Genomic DNA, 15,597 nt, shown 5'->3' with positions numbered 1-15,597 from the left:
CACGATGGATCTCAATCTCAGTGACGAGCAACGTCTGCTGCGCGAGAGCGCGGAGCGCTTCGTGGCCGGAAGCTATGATGCCGATCACCGCCGCAAGATGGCGAACGATCCGCTCGGCTTCAGCCCGGCGGTGTGGAAGCAATTCGCCGAGCTGGGCTGGCTGGCGTTGCCGATCGCGGAAGAGTTTGGCGGGCTCGGCGGCGGCGCGGTCGAGATCGGCATTTTGACGGAAGCCTTTGGCCGCGGGCTGGTGTCGGAGCCGTATATCGCAACGGTGGTGCTTGGCGCAGCACTGGTCGAGCGATGCGGCGGCACGGTGCAGAAGCAGGCAATCCTGCCGAAGGTCGCCGACGGATCGCTGAAACTCGCCTTTGCGCATTCGGAGCGCGCGGCGCGGTTCGATCTCGCCAAGGTCGCGACCATTGCCAACAAGACGGCGCAAGGCTGGCGACTCTCCGGCAGCAAGGTTGCGGTGCTCGACGGCCACGCCGCCGGCGAGATCATCGTCTCCGCGCATATCCATGATTATCAGGGCCCCTCCGGCCGCATCGGCCTGTTCCTGGTGCCGGCAAAGACGCCGAGCGTTGCCGTCAGCGACTATGAGCGCCTGGGCGGCGGGCGCGCCTGCAATATCGAACTGTCGGACGTGCAACTGCCGCAAGCCGCCTTGCTCGGTGACGGACACGACGCGCTCCCCGCGATCGAATGGGCCGTCGATCGCGCCATGGCCGCGCTCGACGCCGAGGCCGTCGGCATCATGCAGGTGCTCCTGGAGACCACGCTGGAGTACACAAAAATCCGCAAGCAGTTCGGCCGGCCCCTTTCGGCCAACCAGGTGATCCGCCACCGCCTCGCCGACATGGCGGTGCAGGTCGACGAGTCGCGCTCGATGGCGCTGCGCGCCGCGCTGAAGGTCGATGCCAATCCAGTCGAGCGCGCGCGGGCCGCGTCGGGCGCGAAGGCGAAGATCGGCAGATGTGCGCGCTTTATCGGCGAGCAGTCGATCCAGCTCCACGGCGGCATGGGTGTCACCGAGGAGCTCGAGGTCGGCGCCTACTTCAAGCGGCTGGTCGCCTTCGACACGCTGTTCGGCGGCAGCGCTCACCATTATGGCCGCCACGCCCAGCTCGGCCGCAACGTCGTGCCTGCCTGACACAAGGAGCGCATCATGGACCTGTCGTTCAACACTGAGGAGCGCGCCTTCCAGGACGAGGTGCGCGGCTTCATTGCGAAAAACCTCACCGAGGAGATGAAGCGCGCGACGGCGCTGACGCCGTCGGTGTTCTCCGACCCCGATATCGGCATGGCCTGGCAGCGCACGCTGCACAAGCAAGGCTGGGGCGCGCCGGGCTGGCCGGTCGAGCATGGCGGGCCGGACTGGACGCCGGCGCAGCGCTGGATCTTCGAGACCGAAAGCGCGCGCGCCGGCGTGCCGAACGTCAACGTGATGGGCGTGAAGATGGTCGGGCCCGTCATCATCGGTTTCGGCAGCCCTGAACAGAAGAACTTCTACCTACCGCGCATTCTCTCCGGCGAGGACTATTGGTGCCAGGGCTATTCCGAGCCGGGCTCCGGTTCCGACCTCTCCTCGCTGAAGACGCGGGCGGTGCGCGACGGCGACGACTACATCATCAACGGCACAAAAATCTGGACCACGCATGCCCATCACGCCAACCGCATGTTCGCGCTGGTGCGCACCAGCGACGGCCCGCGGCAGCAGGACGGCATCAGTTTTGTCCTGATCGACATGAATGCGCCAGGCATCACGACGCGCCCCATCCTCACCATCGGCGGCGACCACGAGGTCAACCAGGTGTTCTTCGACGACGTGCGGGTACCCGTTGCCAATCGCGTCGGCGAGGAAGGCAAGGGCTGGACCTACGGCAAGTACCTGCTCGAATTCGAGCGCGGCTCCGGCATCGCGTCGGCGAAGCTGCGCGAAGGGCTGAAGGCGATTGCGGAGCTTGCCGAGTCGGATTTGACGGGACGCGCGATCGACAGTCCCGACATCGCGACGCGCATCTCGGAGGTCGAGGTCGACATCGACGCGCTGGAGATGACGGAGTTGCGTGTGCTGTCGGCGCTGCAGACCGGGCAGAATCCCGGCGCTGTGTCGTCGATCCTCAAGCTGCGCAACAGCGAGATCCGCCAGGCGGTGACCCGGCTGGGGGCCGATGTGATCGGCCACGACGCGCTCGCGGTCGAGCCGATGCGCCCGCTCTACAGGCTCAACCACGAGCCGGCGATGCCGGAGGAGATGCTGACGGTGGTGCCGGAATATCTCAACGGCCGCGCCTACACGATCTTCGGCGGCACCTCGGAGATCCAGCGCGATATTATTGCGAAGATGATGCTGGGGATTTAGCGCGCGACCCTCTCGCCTGTCATTGCGAGGAGCCGTTGCGACGAAGCAATCCAGGCTGCCTCCGCGGGGAGATTCTGGATTGGTTCGCTGCGCTTGCAATGACGGTATTAACCCGCCATCTTCGCATCCCTGATCGCCTTCCATATCTTCTGCGGCGTCAGGGGCGTGTTGAGCTGGGTGATGCCGAGCTCGGCGAGCGCATCCATCACGCCGTTGGTGACGCAAGGGGGACCGCCGATGGCGCCGGATTCGCCGCAGCCCTTGGCGCCGAGCGGATTGGTGCGGCAGGGCGCGGAATCGTCGAGCGTCACCACGATCGGCGGGACGTCGTCGGCGCGCGGGATGCAATAGTCCTGGTAGCTCGCGGTGAGAAGCTGGCCGTCGGAATCATAGGACACGCCCTCGTACAGTGCCTGGCCGATTCCCTGCGCGACACCGCCATGGATCTGCCCCGTCACCAGCATCGGGTTCACAGCGACGCCGACGTCGTCAACCGTAGTGTAGCGCACGACCTTGGAGACGCCGGTCTCGGGGTCGATCTCGACCTCGCAGATATGCGTGCCGTTCGGCCAACTGGGACCATCGACCTCGCCTTCGGAATCGACGCTGAGTTTTGCGCCGCTCTCCTTCTCGGCAATATCGAACAGGCTGATGCGGCGGTCGGTGCCGACCACGGTGAGCATACCGCCCTGGTATTCGATGTCCTCGACCGAGGTCTCCAGCACGTTCGCCGCCTTCTCGCGCGCCTTCTGGATCAAATCGTTGGAGGAGACCGCAACCGCCGTGCCACCGACGAACAGCGAACGCGAGCCGACGCTGCCAAAGCCTGTTGCCAGATCAGTGTCGCCCTGGACCACGTCGATCTTGTCCATGGCAATGCCGAGCGTGTCGGAGATCATCTGGGTGTAGGTGGTCTGCAACCCCTGCCCCATCGCCATGGTGCCGGAATGCAGGACGACGCGGCCCTGCGCGGTCGCATGCATACTGACCTTCTCGGTATGAGCGCGGCCGCCGGTCCATTCGATATAGGAGGTGAGCCCGCGGCCGTAGAGCAGGCCTTTCTTCTTCGCCGCCTTCTTGCGCGCGGCAAAGCCGTCCCAGTCCGCAAGCTTCACGGCACGGTCGAGCATGTGCGCGAAAGCGCCGGAATCGTAAACCTGCCCCGCAGCATTCGTATAGGGCAGTTGCGCCGGCTTGATGTAATTGGCCTTGCGGATCGCGCGCGGATCCATGCCGATTTTCCGCGCGGCAGCGTCGAACAGGCGCTCGACGATGAACACGGCCTCGGGGCGCCCCGCACCGCGATAGGCGCCGACCGGCGCGGTGTGGGTCATCACCGACTTCACTTCGAAATGCACCAGCGGCAAATCGTAGACGCCGGTCTGAACGAACGGCCCCAGCACCAGCGGAATGATGTTGGCCGCGCCCGAGGAATACGCGCCGGTACAGCCGATCGAGCTGACGCGATAGGCCAGCACCTTGCCCTTCTCGTCGAGCGCGAAGGAAGCGGTCGAGGTCAGATCGCGGCCATGAGTGCCACCGACGAATTCGTCCGTGCGGTCGCCGCGCCAGCGGATTTTTTTGTTCAGCTTGGTCGCGGCATAGGCGACGATGCCGTCTTCCGGATAGAGATTGGTCTTCTGGCCAAAGCCACCGCCGATATCGCCGACCAGCACGCGCACGCTGTCCTTGGGACGCTTCAGCACGGCCTCGGCCAGCACGTCGCGGGTCGAGGCGGGCGTCTGCGACTGCACGTGCAAGAGGAGCCGCCCGGTCTTTTTGTCGATCTCGGCGATGGTCGAGCGCGGCTCCATGGCCGACGGCACAAGGCGCTGGCTGACGAGATCGAGCTCGACGGTATGCGCCGCCTTGGCAAAAGCCTCGCCCACCTTGGCGGCATCGCCGTAAGCCATCGCGCCGACGATGTTGTCGGGCGCCTCCGGCCACACTACGGGCGCGCCGGGCTTCACCGCCTCGACGGGATCGACCACCGCCGGCTGCACGTCATATTCGACCACGATCGCTTCGGCCGCGTTCTGGGCGTCAGCACGCGAGGCAGCCACCACTGCGGCCACGGCCTCGCCGGCGTAGCGCACGATTTCGTGCGCCAGCAGGCGGCGTGGCGGCACCGTCATCGGCTTGCCGTCGGGGCGCTTGAAGATGCTCAGTGTCGGGATGACCCCGATGTCGTCCTTGACGAGGTCGGCGCCGGTATAGACCGCGGTCACGCCGGGCATCGCAGTGGCGGCGCCGGTGTCGATCGAGACGATCTTCGCGTGGGCGTGCGGCGAGCGCAGCAGGTACAGCCACAGCGCGCCCTCTTCCGGCTTGTCGTCGATGAACTGCCCCTTCCCGGTGAGAAGCCGCTGATCTTCCAAACGCTTGACGGGCTGCCCCGCTCCGAAACGCAAATTGCCGGGAAGAATGTTCATTCCGTGGGGTCCCTTAATCTCTCAAATGCGGCAGCCTTTTAGCGGATCGAGGTATGCGAGGCCAGCCGCGGTTTTGAGCGGTATATCCACGATTTCGTCATGCCGGGTATGGCGGCTAGCCCAGCTCCCGCAACGCCGCTTCCACGATTTTGCGCGCATCTTCGGTGAGAGCGGCCTGCGGCGGGACGGGATCGCCAACGTCGTAGCCCTGGATGGCCAATCCGGCCTTGATGCAGGCGGCGAGATTGAAGCGGGCAAAAGCCTCGTTGATGCGCCACAGCCTGCGCTGGAGCGCCATCGCCTCGTCCCAGCGGCCGGCCTTGCAGAGGTCGTAGAGCGCCACGCTCTGGCGCGGGATGATGCAGGCAGGGCCCGCCATCCAGCCGAGCCCGCCGATCAGCATCACCGCGGCCGGGATGTGGGCGGAGGCCGAGAACACCCGCAAGGCATCGCCGCAGCGGTTCATGATCGAGAGCAGCCGGCCGGTATTGGTCGAGGCGTCCTTGATGTAGCCGATGCGCGGATGCTCGGCGAGGCGCGCGATGATATCGAGGGTCAGATCGGAGCGCTGGAATTGCGGATTGGTGTAGATGACGACGGGGATGTCCACGGCATCCGCGATGGCGCGGAAATAGGATTCGATCTGCGCATCGGCGAGCGGGAAATACGCTTCCAGGATCGCCAGAATGCCGTCGGCGCCGAGCTTCTGATACGCTTTCGCCTGCGCCACCGCGTCCGCCGTCGAGGTGGAGGCGACGCCCGCGACGACCGGCACACGTCCCTTCGCCGCCTCGATCGTGGTCCGCACGATCGCCGTGCGCTGCACGGCGTCGAGATAGGCGAACTCGCCGGTCGAGCCCAGCGGCGTCAGGCCGTGCACGCCGACGCCGATCAGATCGTCGCAGAGCCTGCTGAGCACGTTCGTCCGCACCGCGCCATCGGCATCGACAGGCGAGACGAGATAGGGAAAGACGCCGTGAAAGTCGGACATGGCAGGTGTGAATCCCGGAAACTGGCTAACGCCTGACCGGTCTTACCAACGCTCGCGCCGGCGATCAAACCCTGATCAGCCGCGCCCGTGTGCCCCAGGGATCGACGGCCTCCACGCGGTCGGCATAGACCTCGATGCCGTTACCCTCGGGGGTCGTCGAGATAGACCGACTCGCTGACGAGGTGATCGGCGAAGCCCGACATCGGGCACCCGATACGAGGCGGCGTGCACCAGCCAGCGCGCGAGGTCCTTGCGTGTCGGCATCAGCAATGCGGTGTGGTAAAGGCCGGCGGCGTTGCGTGGCTCGCTGAAAATCGTGGAGGCGGCGCAATTTCGCAATTGCAACACGTTCGCGTGAGCGGCTCCCAGTCACATATTCGTCGGCCGTGGTCTTACGGACCAGCTTTCCAGATCAGCTTTCCTGGCCATCCGGCCAGTTTCACAATCCGCCGCGACATCCCAGATTAGGGCAGCTTACAGGAGCCTGCCATGACCGACCCCACTCCGCTGTCTTCACTGTCGTCCGCACTCGCGGATGTGGTGGCGCGCACCGCGCCGTCCGTCGTCGCCGTGCGTTCGCATCGCGCCCGCGCCACCGGCTTCGTCTGGAAACCCGGCCTGATCGTCACCGCCGACGAGGCGCTGGCCGACGAGGGCGAAGTCGAGATCGGCCTCCCCGACGGCAGCGCCACGGCCGCCACGATTGCCGGCCGCGACCATACGACGGATATCGCACTGCTGCGCGCCGATACTGCGCTTGCCCCGGTCAAGCTGGCCACAACGGTCCCGCCCCTCGGCGCGCTGTCGGTCGTCATCGCCACCAACCGCGATACGCCGAGCGCCGCGCTGGGGATGGTATCGCTGTCCGGCACGAGCTGGCGCAGCCTGCGCGGCGGCGATATCGACGCGCGGATCGAGCTCGACGTCCGCCTGCGCGCCAGCCAGCAGGGCGGCCTCGCGCTCGATGCATCGGGCGACGCCTTCGGCATGGCCGTGCTCGGCCCGAGGCGTGTGCTGGTGATCCCGACAGCGACGATCGAGCGGGTCGCAGCACAATTAGAGGCGCGCGGCCGCATCGCGCGCGGATATCTCGGCCTCGGGCTCCAGCCGGTCCGGCTCGACGACGGCGTCGGCGCGATGGTGATGAACGTCGACAAGGCCGGACCTTCGGCCGCGGCCGGCATCCGCCAGGGCGACGTCATCGTCGCCGTCAACGACCAGAAACTGTCAGGCGTACGTGCGCTGTCGCGGACACTGGGTCCGGCGAGCGTCGGAGCGGTGGTCGACGTGGCCGCGCGCCGCGGCGGCGAGCCGGTCAGCTTCAAGGTCACGGTCGGCGAGAGGCCCGAGGCGTGAGCGAGGACATCGCGCCCGAGATCGTGCTGTCCCTGGAGATCGACGATCCCGCCCTCGCCGATCGCCTGGCGGCTCTGCTCGGCAATATCGCCGGGGTTCGCCTCGCCGGACCCGGCGAGAAGGCCACGGCGACGATTGTCACCCGCGATGCGCGTATCATGCCCGACGATATCGCGCTGACGCAGCGCGAGCTCGACGTGCTGGCGCTGATGGCGGAAGGTGGCTCCAACAAGATGATCGCGCGTCAGCTCAACATCTCCGTGCACACCGTGAAGTTCCATGTCGGCTCGCTGCTCGACAAGCTCGATGCCACCGGCCGCACCGATGCGGTCGCGCATGCGGCACGGCGCGGCGTGATCGAGCTTTGACACGATCGGGCTTCATTGCGCCGACGTCTTGGGGAAGCTTAGCCGGACCGTGAGGCCCGGCGCATTGTCATGCAGCGCAATCTCGGCGCCATGGAGGCCGGCAACTGCCGCGACCAGACTCAGGCCGAGGCCGTTGCCCGGCGTGTAGCGGCTCTGTTCGAGCCGGTAGAAGCGCTTGAACACATGATCGCGCTCCTCAGTGGGAATACCCGGACCATCGTCGGCGATCGCGATCGTCGCACCGCCGTCGGCGCTGCGGCAGGTGACGCTCACCTGCCCGCCTTTGCAGCCGTGCTTGATCGCGTTGTCGACGAGATTGGCGATGGCGTCGAACAGCAGGTCGCGATCGCCCGTGATCGCCACCTCGCGGTCGCCATCCAGGCTGAGCCGGGTCGCAACCTGTTCGGCGGCGGCATCGTAGAGCTCGACGACCTCGCCGGCGATCCCGGCGAGATTGAGGGTGCGAAACGCGCGACGGCGGGCGCGGGTCTCGATCTCCGAAATGCGGGTGATGGAGGCGAACATGCCGAGCACTGCGTCGAGATCGGCGATGGTGTCACCGATCAGCGCCGCGTCGGCCTCGCCGTTGCGAGGGGCGTGATAGGCCTTTTCCAGCCGGCCCCGCATGCGCGTCAGCGGCGTGCGCAAATCATGGGCGACGTTGTCGCTGACCTGCTTGACCTCGCCCATCAGCGTCTCGATGCGGTCGAGCATCTGGTTGAGGTTTTCGGCGACGCGGTCCCACTCGTCGTGACTGCCGCGCAAGGGAATGCGCTGATCGAGGCCGGACATCATGATGGCGCGGCTGGTGGCGTTGATCTCCTCGATTCGCCCGACCGTGCGCCGTGTCACCAGCACCGCGGCGAGCCCGGCGAGCACCAGCATCAGCACGGCGACAGCGGCCGTTGCGAGCTCGATCATCGCGGTGAAGCCGCTGTGATCGCCGGCATCGCCGACACGGCTCTGCACATAGGCGATCGTGCCGAAATAGACATAGGCCATGATCGCCGCGACGATCAGCCCGAATGCCGCGATCGCGATCAGTGCCAAGCGGAAGGTCGAGGAGCGGAGCGTTTTAACCAGGAGCACGGAGACAATATCCGATGCCGCGAATGGTGTGGATCAGCGGATAGGCCTGGGCATCGTCGACCTTGCGGCGAACGCGGCCGACATAGACGTCAATGATGTTGGTGGAGGGATCGAAGTGCAGATCCCAGACATGCTGGAGCAGCATCGCGCGGGAAACGACTCGGCCCGCGTTGCGGACGAGATATTCGAGCAACTGAAACTCGCGCGGCAATAGCGGAATCTTCCGGCCGCGGCGGCTGGCGTTGCGCGCGATCAGGTCGATGGCGAGATCGCCGACCCGCAAAATCGTCTCCTTGGCGACCGTGTCGCTGCGGCGGCCGAGTGCCTCCAGCCGCGCCAGAAGCTCGACGAAAGAGAACGGCTTGACGAGATAGTCGTCGCCGCCGGCGCGCAAGCCGCGCACGCGGTCGTCGACCTCGCCCAGCGCCGAGATGATCAGGAACGGCGCTGCGATGCCGTCGTCGCGCAATTGGCGCATCACGGTGATGCCGTCGATGTCGGGCAGCATGCGGTCGATGGTGATCACGGCATAGTCGCGCGCGGCGCCGTGGCTGAGGGCTTCGCGCCCCGTGGCGGCGAGATCGACGTCGTAGCCAGAAATCGTCAGCTCCTCGACGAGCTGGCCTGCGGTTTCCGCATCGTCCTCGACGACCAGAATGCGGCGGTGACCTCCGGTCATGACAAACTCCGCGCGACGATCGCCATCAGACTATCCCGTTCCGGGGCTGAGCGGAACCGCCCGATGACGATCGCGACAATGGTGCGGTACGGCGATGCTAGTACCAAGAGTCTCCGCACACATTGACCCATTGCCGCCCATAGGGCGTCCAGTTCCTGCGCCAGCAACCGTCGTGATAATAATTGGCGTAGTAGAAGGGGGCGCCAACGAAGGCGAACCGGTGGAAGCGATGGTGGCGGAAGAAAAATGCGTGCCGGCCGATGAAGGGCCTGCCGTGCCAGCCGGCGCCGGCGAAACGCGGCCCGAAGGCGGCGCGGGTCGCTAGTGGCGCACCGGCAAAGCGCGGCCCAAAGGCAGCGTGGGCCGCCATCGGCGAGCCAGCAAAGCGGGCGCCACCGAAGTGAGCACCGCCCATGCCACCGAAGTGAGCACTGCCCATGCCGCCGAAGTGCATGCCACCGCCGCCCATACCGCCGGCGTGCATCCCCCCGCCGCCAAAATGCCCGCCGCCAAAACCGCCACCGCCAAAACCACCACCGCCATGTCCGCCACCACCGCCGCCCCCGCGGGCGAGAACGGGCGAGGCGACCGCCAGCGTCGCAGCAACTGCCGCTGCGACGATGCCTGTGAGAAGCCTGTTGTTCATCTAAGTATCCTCCTTGTCGCGGCGATGGTCTCGCCACTCCGGAGGCTCAGATGAGGAAAAGCCGCCCTCACCTTCAACTTACAAATGCGCCAGATTCTGACGCGGGAGTTAGAAAGGCGGACCCGCGCGCGCTCTCCTCCGTCATTGCGAGGAGCTCTTGCGACGAAGCAATCCAGAGTGCCTCCACGCAGGCAGACTGGATTGCTTCGCTTCGCTCGCAATGACGACACGGATGGAGCTCGCCATACGTCGAGCGGCTCACCTCTCCCGCAGAAGGACGGGGAGAGAAGTTAAGACGTCACGCGCGCTTGCCGCCGTTCTTCTCGGCGGCACGGCGCAGCGCTTCGGCGAGGGCGCCGCCGCCGGAAGATTCCTGTTGGCGCGGTGCGGACGAGGTCATGCGGGAGGGGTTGCGCGAGCTGTTGTCGCGCTGCATGCCGGGCGCCTCCTTGGCGCCGACCTCGTCGTCGAGGCGCAATGTCAGCGAGATGCGCTTGCGCGCGACCTCGAAGTCCAGCACCTTCACCTTGACGATGTCGCCGGGCTTCACCACCTCGCGCGGATCCTTGATGTAGGACTTGGACATCGCCGAGATGTGCACGAGGCCGTCCTGGTGCACACCGATGTCGACGAATGCGCCGAACGCGGCGACGTTGGTCACGGTGCCCTCGAGGATCATGCCCTTCTTGAGATGCTTGATTTCCTCGACGCCGTCCATGAACACCGCGGCCTTGAACGCCGGACGCGGATCGCGGCCGGGCTTTTCGAGCTCGCGCAGGATGTCGGTCACGGTCGGCAGACCAAACGTCTCGTCGACGAAATCCTTCGGCTTCAGCGTGCGCACGATCTCGCTGCTGCCGATCAACGCCTTGATGTCGCTCTTGGTGGCGCTGAGAATCCGGCGCACCACCGGATACGCTTCCGGATGCACGCCAGAGGCATCGAGCGGATCCTCGCCGCCGACGATGCGCAGGAAGCCCGCGCATTGCTCGAACGCCTTGGGGCCGAGCCGCGGCACGTCTTTCAGCGCCTTGCGCGACTTGAACGGGCCGTTGGCGTCACGGTACGCCACGATGCTCGAGGCAAGGCCGGAGCCCACGCCCGACACGCGGGCAAGAAGCGGCGCCGAGGCGGTGTTGACGTCGACACCGACCGCGTTCACGCAGTCTTCGACCACTGCATCGAGCGATTTGGCGAGCTTGGCCTGGCCGAGATCGTGCTGATACTGGCCGACACCGATCGCCTTGGGCTCGATCTTGACCAGCTCAGCGAGCGGATCCTGGAGGCGGCGGCCGATCGAGACCGCGCCGCGCAGGGTGACGTCGAGATCAGGCAATTCCTCGGAGGCGAAGGCCGAGGCCGAATAGACCGAGGCGCCGGCTTCCGACACCACGATCTTGGTCATCTTCAGTTCGGCGAGGCCCTTGACGAGATCGCCCGCGAGCTTGTCGGTCTCGCGCGAGGCGGTGCCGTTGCCGATCGCGATCAGCTCGACGCGATGTTTCAGCGCGAGCTTGCCGAGGATCGCCAGCGCCTCGTTCCACTGCCGCTGCGGCTCGTGCGGATAGATCACAGCGGTATCGACCACCTTGCCGGTCGCGTCGGTGACGGCGACCTTGACGCCGGTGCGGAAGCCGGGATCGAGCCCCATGGTGACGCGGGTGCCGGCGGGCGCGGCCAGCAATAGATCGCGCAAATTGGAGGCGAACACGCGCACGGCCTCGGTCTCGGCCGCATTCCACAGCCGCATGCGCAGGTCGATGTTGAGATGCACCTGGATCTTGGTGCGCCAGGCCCAGCGCACCGTGTCGATCATCCAGCGGTCGCCGGCGCGCTTGAGGTCGGCGATGCCGAACCGCTTCATGATCTTCAGCTCATAGGCACTCGGCACGCCCGGCGGCGATGCTTCGGCCTCGGCCTGAATCTGAAGGTCGAGGATCTCTTCCTTTTCGCCGCGGAACATCGCGAGGATACGGTGCGAGGGCAGCTTGGTCAGCGGCTCGGAGAACTCAAAATAGTCGGCGAACTTTTCGCCCTCGGTTTTCTTGCCGTCACGCACCTTGGAGGCCATGCGCGCATTGGTCCACACCTCCTCGCGCAGGCTCCCGATCAGGTCGGCGTCTTCGTCGAAACGCTCGACCAGGATGGCCCGGGCGCCGTCGAGCGCCGCAGCGGCGTCGGCAACGCCCTTCTCGGCATTGACGAAGGTTTCCGCCACCACCTTCGGATCGTTGGTGGGCTCTGCCATGAGCTGATTGGCGAGCGGCTCGAGGCCGGCTTCCCTGGCGATCTCCGCCTTGGTGCGGCGCTTCGGCTTGAACGGTAGATAGATGTCTTCGAGGCGCGCCTTGCTGTCGGCAGCGAGAATGGAGGCTTCGAGCGCGGCATCGAGCTTGCCCTGCTCGCGGACCGATTCGAGGATGGCCTTGCGGCGGTCTTCGAGCTCGCGCAGGTAACCCAGGCGCTCTTCCAGAGTGCGCAATTGCGCGTCGTCGAGCGCGCCGGTCGCTTCCTTGCGGTATCGGGCGATGAAGGGAACCGTGGCGCCGCCATCGAGCAGCGTCACCGTCGCCTCGACCTGCTCCGCCCGAACCCCAAGCTCCTGCGCAATTTTCTGGTTGATATTTGCCACGCGAGAACCCCTCTATCCAAGCACGCACCGCGGCGGCTAACCACCGGCTGCGGGACGCCGCTTATGGACCAACCGGGGCTGATTCATCAAGGTGCGGCGAGCGGCCGTCGACAAGGGATTTTTTGTCGAAGCGATGCGATCTCGCCACAATCGTGGGGGTGTCGAAGAGTTGTAGTCGACGCACATCCTGCTGTCGTCCTGGCAAAAGCCAGGACGACGATGGGGATTGCCTCGACACCTTGACAGGCGGCCCGGTTCAGCGGCTGTTTTGTCCGCCGGGCTCCTGAACTCCATGTGAGGACCATAATGCGGACGACATCGGTCGGCGTGATCAGGATCGTCACCAAGGGCCCCGGCGACGTCTCCGGCCTCCTGGACATGATCGGCTCCGGCGCGATCGATCCGACTTCCATCCTGGCCATCCTCGGCAAGACCGAGGGCAATGGCGGCGTCAACGATTTTACCCGGGAATATGCCGTTGCCGCGCTGTGCGCGGCGCTGGCGCCGCAGCTCGGCCTGTCGCCGCAGGAAGTCGAGCAGCGCATCGCTTTCGTGATGTCCGGCGGCACCGAGGGCGTGCTCAGCCCGCACATCACCGTGTTCACGCGCCAGGACATCCCGCAGCGACCGGCAGGCTTGTCCGGCAAACGCCTGAGCATCGGCATGGCGCACACCCCGCGATTTCCTGCCCGAAGAGTTCGGCCGCTCCGCGCAGATCACGGAGACGGCCAAGGCCGTGAAAGCCGCGATGGAGGATGCCGGCATTGCTGACCCCGCCGACATCCATTTCGTGCAGATCAAGTGCCCGCTGCTCACCAGCGATCGCGTCGAGGCGGCGAACGCGCGCGGCAACAAGACGGTGACGACCAGCGCTTACAGCTCGATGGCCTATTCGCGCGGCGCCTCCGCGCTCGGGGTTGCGGTCGCGCTCGGCGAGATCGCCTCCGACATTCGCGACGACGACGTGCTGCAACGTTACGATCTGTTCTCGAGGGTCGCCTCGACTTCGTCCGGGATCGAGCTGATGCACAACGTCGTCATCGTGCTCGGCAACGCGATGTCATCGACGAGCGAATTCGAGATCGGGCATGCCGTGATGAGCGATGCCATCGACGCCGCCGCCGTGCTTGCCGCGCTGGAGAGCGTCGGGCTGGACGTCGCGACGACGGGCCGCGAGCTCGTCAACATCTTTGCCAAGGCCGAGGCCTCGCCTGATGGCAGCGTGCGCGGCTTCCGCCACACCATGCTGGAAGATACCGACATCAGCTCGACGCGCCACGCCCGTGCCGCCGTCGGCGGCCTGATTGCCGGCCTCGCCGGCACCGGCGCGGTCTATGTCTCGGGCGGCGCCGAGCATCAGGGGCCGGCCGGCGGCGGGCCGGTCGCGGTGATCGCAAAGCTCTCGAATTGATGCATCCGCATGCAATGCGGGTTTGCAGCCGACCTCTCCATCCGGCGCAACCCTGCCCTTCGCGTCGCCTCAGTTGTTTAAAGTGCTCCTGTGCGAAACTAAGATGGCGCCGCACGAAGAGGTTTGGATCGCATGACTTTCCCGATGAGCTGGAATGAATGGGCGCAGCACGACGGCGTGGGACTGGCGGCGCGCGTCCGCAAGGGCGAGCTGACGGCGAAGGAATTGGCCCGCCAAGCCGCTGCGGGCGTCGCCAAGGTCAATCCTGGCACTGTCGGGCGTGGTCGAGCTGTTCGACGACGTGATCGCCGATCCGGCCAAGGACGGCGCCAATCTCGCCGGGCCGTTCGCCGGCCTGCCCTTCCTGATGAAGGACCTCGGCCCGACCATGAAGGGCCGGCTCCAGGAAATGGGCTCGCTGTTGATGCGCGGCAATCGCGCCGCGGCCGATACGTTCCTGACCGGCAAATTCCGCCAGGCCGGGCTGAACCTGATCGGACGCACCACGACGCCGGAATTCGGCGTATGCAGCTCGGCCGACAATCCGGCCGTCTACGTCACGCGCAATCCCTGGGATACCGACTACACCACTTGCGGCTCGTCCGCGGGGAGCGCCGCGATGGTCGCGGCCGGCGTGGTGCCGATCGCACATGCAACCGATGGCGGCGGTTCGATCCGCATTCCCGCCGGGGTCAACGGCAATATCGGTCTTAAGGTCTCGCGCGGCGTGTTCTCGCTCGCCCCGCACATGTCGGACCTCACCGGGCTGGTCTCGATCCAGGGCTGCCAGTCGCGTAGCGTGCGCGACACCGCCGCCTTCGTCGATCACGCAAGGGGAGCGGCGCCCGGCGAATTCATGCCGTTCTGGACCACGGCACAGCCCTATTCCGAGATGATCAAGCGCGATCCGTCAAAACTTCGCATCGCGCTGTCGCACACCTGGGGCGACTACACCGCGACGCCTGAGATCGCCGCCGAGCTGGAGAAAGCTGGCCGCTTCCTCGAAGGCCTCGGCCATCACGTCGATTACGCCTTGCCCGAGCTCGACTTCCGCGCCGCGTTCGAAGCGCAGACCACCTGTTACATCTCGAATTTTGCCGTGGTGATCTCCAACATGCTCGCCGCACGCGGGCTGGAAAAGCCGCCGGCAGATCTCATCGAGCCCATGAACATCCGGATCTGGGAAGCCGGCCGGAACACGAGCTTTGCCGAGCGGGCGAAGATGCAAGGCGTGTTCAACACGACTTCACGCGCCTTCGGCGCCTTCTTCGAGCAGTGGGATGTGATCCTGACGCCGATCACCGCGCTGCCGACGCCGAAGGTCGGCACCAGGGAATATCTCACCATCTCCGACAACCCTGACGTGCTCGACTGGTTCGGCAATCTCTGGCGCTTCTTCGCCTTCACGCCGCTCGCCAATCTCTGCGGCATGCCGGCGATATCGATGCCGATGGCCACGCAGGAACACGGCCTGCCGCTCGGCATCCAGGCGATTGCGAAGCAGGCCAATGACGGCCTCCTCCTGCAACTCGCCGCTCAGATCGAGCGCGCGCTCGACGGCAAGTGGAACGATGGCAGGAAGCCGAAGGTGCATGTGGGCTGATGAGAGTCGGCGATCGCGTTGAGAT

Annotated in this window: 10 protein-coding genes and 3 pseudogenes; 6 read left to right on the top strand and 7 right to left on the bottom strand. The window is 66.0% G+C overall.

Going from position 1 to position 15,597, the window contains the following annotated elements:
• The first annotated feature begins 4 nt into the window (after positions 1-4).
• Both ACVWYI_RS08255 and ACVWYI_RS08250 read left to right on the top strand, forming a co-directional pair.
• Complete coding sequence (locus tag ACVWYI_RS08255) at positions 5-1,153, top strand: acyl-CoA dehydrogenase family protein (RefSeq protein WP_247339416.1); 1,149 nt, start codon at positions 5-7, stop codon at positions 1,151-1,153.
• Positions 1,154-1,168: 15 nt separating this feature from the next.
• Positions 1,169-2,365: an acyl-CoA dehydrogenase family protein gene (locus ACVWYI_RS08250; protein WP_247339414.1), complete on the top strand. Its 1,197-nt coding sequence runs from the start codon at positions 1,169-1,171 to the stop codon at positions 2,363-2,365.
• Between the two features lie 107 nt (positions 2,366-2,472).
• Here ACVWYI_RS08250 and ACVWYI_RS08245 read toward each other — a convergent pair whose 3' ends face one another.
• From ACVWYI_RS08245 to ACVWYI_RS08235, 3 genes and pseudogenes are all read right to left on the bottom strand, one after another.
• On the bottom strand, positions 2,473-4,797 hold the full coding sequence (locus ACVWYI_RS08245) for a xanthine dehydrogenase family protein molybdopterin-binding subunit (RefSeq protein ID WP_456661656.1): 2,325 nt from the start codon (positions 4,795-4,797) through the stop codon (positions 2,473-2,475).
• A 115-nt stretch (positions 4,798-4,912) separates the two neighbouring features.
• Positions 4,913-5,788 carry a dihydrodipicolinate synthase family protein gene (locus ACVWYI_RS08240; protein WP_247339410.1) on the bottom strand — a complete coding sequence of 292 codons (876 nt, stop codon included), beginning with the start codon at positions 5,786-5,788 and terminating at the stop codon, positions 4,913-4,915.
• A 94-nt stretch (positions 5,789-5,882) separates the two neighbouring features.
• A pseudogene (locus tag ACVWYI_RS08235) lies at positions 5,883-6,094 on the bottom strand (VOC family protein); the annotation flags it as partial.
• 183 nt (positions 6,095-6,277) lie between these two features.
• On the opposite strand from ACVWYI_RS08235, the gene ACVWYI_RS08230 reads away from it, so the two are divergent.
• Together ACVWYI_RS08230 and ACVWYI_RS08225 are read left to right on the top strand one after the other, a co-directional pair.
• The gene (locus tag ACVWYI_RS08230) at positions 6,278-7,144 is read left to right on the top strand and encodes a S1C family serine protease (protein ID WP_247339408.1); all 867 of its coding nucleotides are present in this window, start codon (positions 6,278-6,280) and stop codon (positions 7,142-7,144) included.
• On the top strand, positions 7,141-7,512 hold the full coding sequence (locus ACVWYI_RS08225) for a response regulator transcription factor (protein WP_247339405.1): 372 nt from the start codon (positions 7,141-7,143) through the stop codon (positions 7,510-7,512). The genes ACVWYI_RS08230 and ACVWYI_RS08225 overlap by 4 nt, the downstream gene beginning before the upstream one ends.
• 12 nt (positions 7,513-7,524) lie before the next feature.
• Here ACVWYI_RS08225 and ACVWYI_RS08220 read toward each other — a convergent pair whose 3' ends face one another.
• From ACVWYI_RS08220 to ACVWYI_RS08205, 4 genes are all read right to left on the bottom strand, one after another.
• The gene (locus tag ACVWYI_RS08220; RefSeq protein ID WP_247339403.1) at positions 7,525-8,601 is read right to left on the bottom strand and encodes a sensor histidine kinase; all 1,077 of its coding nucleotides are present in this window, start codon (positions 8,599-8,601) and stop codon (positions 7,525-7,527) included.
• The gene (locus ACVWYI_RS08215) at positions 8,588-9,280 is read right to left on the bottom strand and encodes a response regulator transcription factor (RefSeq protein WP_354047650.1); all 693 of its coding nucleotides are present in this window, start codon (positions 9,278-9,280) and stop codon (positions 8,588-8,590) included. The genes ACVWYI_RS08220 and ACVWYI_RS08215 overlap by 14 nt, the downstream gene beginning before the upstream one ends.
• Before the next feature lie 97 nt (positions 9,281-9,377).
• Positions 9,378-9,926: a hypothetical protein gene (locus ACVWYI_RS08210; protein WP_456661655.1), complete on the bottom strand. Its 549-nt coding sequence runs from the start codon at positions 9,924-9,926 to the stop codon at positions 9,378-9,380.
• Positions 9,927-10,224: 298 nt separating this feature from the next.
• Positions 10,225-12,558: a Tex family protein gene (locus ACVWYI_RS08205; RefSeq protein ID WP_456661654.1), complete on the bottom strand. Its 2,334-nt coding sequence runs from the start codon at positions 12,556-12,558 to the stop codon at positions 10,225-10,227.
• 306 nt (positions 12,559-12,864) lie between these two features.
• Between ACVWYI_RS08205 and atzD the strand changes: the two are divergent.
• A pseudogene (gene atzD / locus ACVWYI_RS08200) lies at positions 12,865-13,969 on the top strand (cyanuric acid amidohydrolase).
• Between the two features lie 132 nt (positions 13,970-14,101).
• A pseudogene (locus ACVWYI_RS08195) lies at positions 14,102-15,572 on the top strand (amidase).
• The last annotated feature ends 25 nt before the right edge of the window (positions 15,573-15,597 follow it).

The organism is Bradyrhizobium sp. LB13.1 (assembly GCF_054056815.1).
The sequence above is the reverse complement of the archived record's forward strand: the minus strand, read 5'-3'. Positions and strand labels throughout refer to the sequence as shown.

Excerpts from the sequence above, each read along its gene's own strand:
- ACVWYI_RS08250 (WP_247339414.1), top strand. The coding sequence starts at position 1,169 with ATGGACCTGTCGTTCAACACTGAGGAGCGCGCCTTCCAGGACGAGGTG.
- ACVWYI_RS08230 (WP_247339408.1), top strand. The coding sequence starts at position 6,278 with ATGACCGACCCCACTCCGCTGTCTTCACTGTCGTCCGCACTCGCGGAT.
- ACVWYI_RS08240 (WP_247339410.1), bottom strand. The coding sequence starts at position 5,788 with ATGTCCGACTTTCACGGCGTCTTTCCCTATCTCGTCTCGCCTGTCGAT.
- ACVWYI_RS08255 (WP_247339416.1), top strand. The coding sequence starts at position 5 with ATGGATCTCAATCTCAGTGACGAGCAACGTCTGCTGCGCGAGAGCGCG.
- ACVWYI_RS08210 (WP_456661655.1), bottom strand. The coding sequence starts at position 9,926 with ATGAACAACAGGCTTCTCACAGGCATCGTCGCAGCGGCAGTTGCTGCG.
- ACVWYI_RS08245 (WP_456661656.1), bottom strand. The coding sequence starts at position 4,797 with ATGAACATTCTTCCCGGCAATTTGCGTTTCGGAGCGGGGCAGCCCGTC.
- ACVWYI_RS08215 (WP_354047650.1), bottom strand. The coding sequence starts at position 9,280 with ATGACCGGAGGTCACCGCCGCATTCTGGTCGTCGAGGACGATGCGGAA.